Below are 423 nucleotides of genomic sequence, written 5' to 3'. Positions count from 1 at the left end.
GCTCGGCCTCAAGAAGGGCGTCCGCGTCACCGCCGCCGACCTCAGCGGGCTCTGAGACCGAAAAAGCCTCGTTCGACGGAGAGTTAGCATCGTAATCGTGGCGACGGGGTGGCTCGCAGGCCTCATCGCCTTTTCCCGCTCAGCGTTCATCCCTCCTCGGCCAGGAACAGCAGGCCGCGGTGCAATACGGATCAAAGAGAGGCACTTCCCGTGACTTCAGCTAAGTCCTTCACGCATCGACTGGCCGGAGGAATCCTCCTGGCCGCTGCGACAATCAGCACCGCTTCGGCCGAGGAGACCCCGATCTCGCCGAAGGCGGACAAAGACGTCAGCGCCGACGTCCCGGCGGTGAGCCTGCTCGACGCGGTCCGCGACGGCCTCGTCGACGTCCAGGCCGAGGGCCGCGGCGACGGCCGCATGACC

1 pseudogene is annotated in these 423 nt (G+C 66.7%); it reads left to right on the top strand.

Annotation, left to right across the window (positions count from 1 at the left end):
* Window positions 1-210: 210 nt before the first annotated feature.
* Window positions 211-423: pseudogene (locus G6O68_RS32115) on the top strand (hypothetical protein); the annotation flags it as partial.

Source organism: Paludisphaera soli (assembly GCF_011064595.1).
GTDB classification, from domain to species: Bacteria; Planctomycetota; Planctomycetia; order Isosphaerales; family Isosphaeraceae; genus Paludisphaera; species Paludisphaera soli.
Note: the sequence above shows the minus strand (reverse complement) of the source record. Positions and strands in the feature narration are given on the sequence as shown.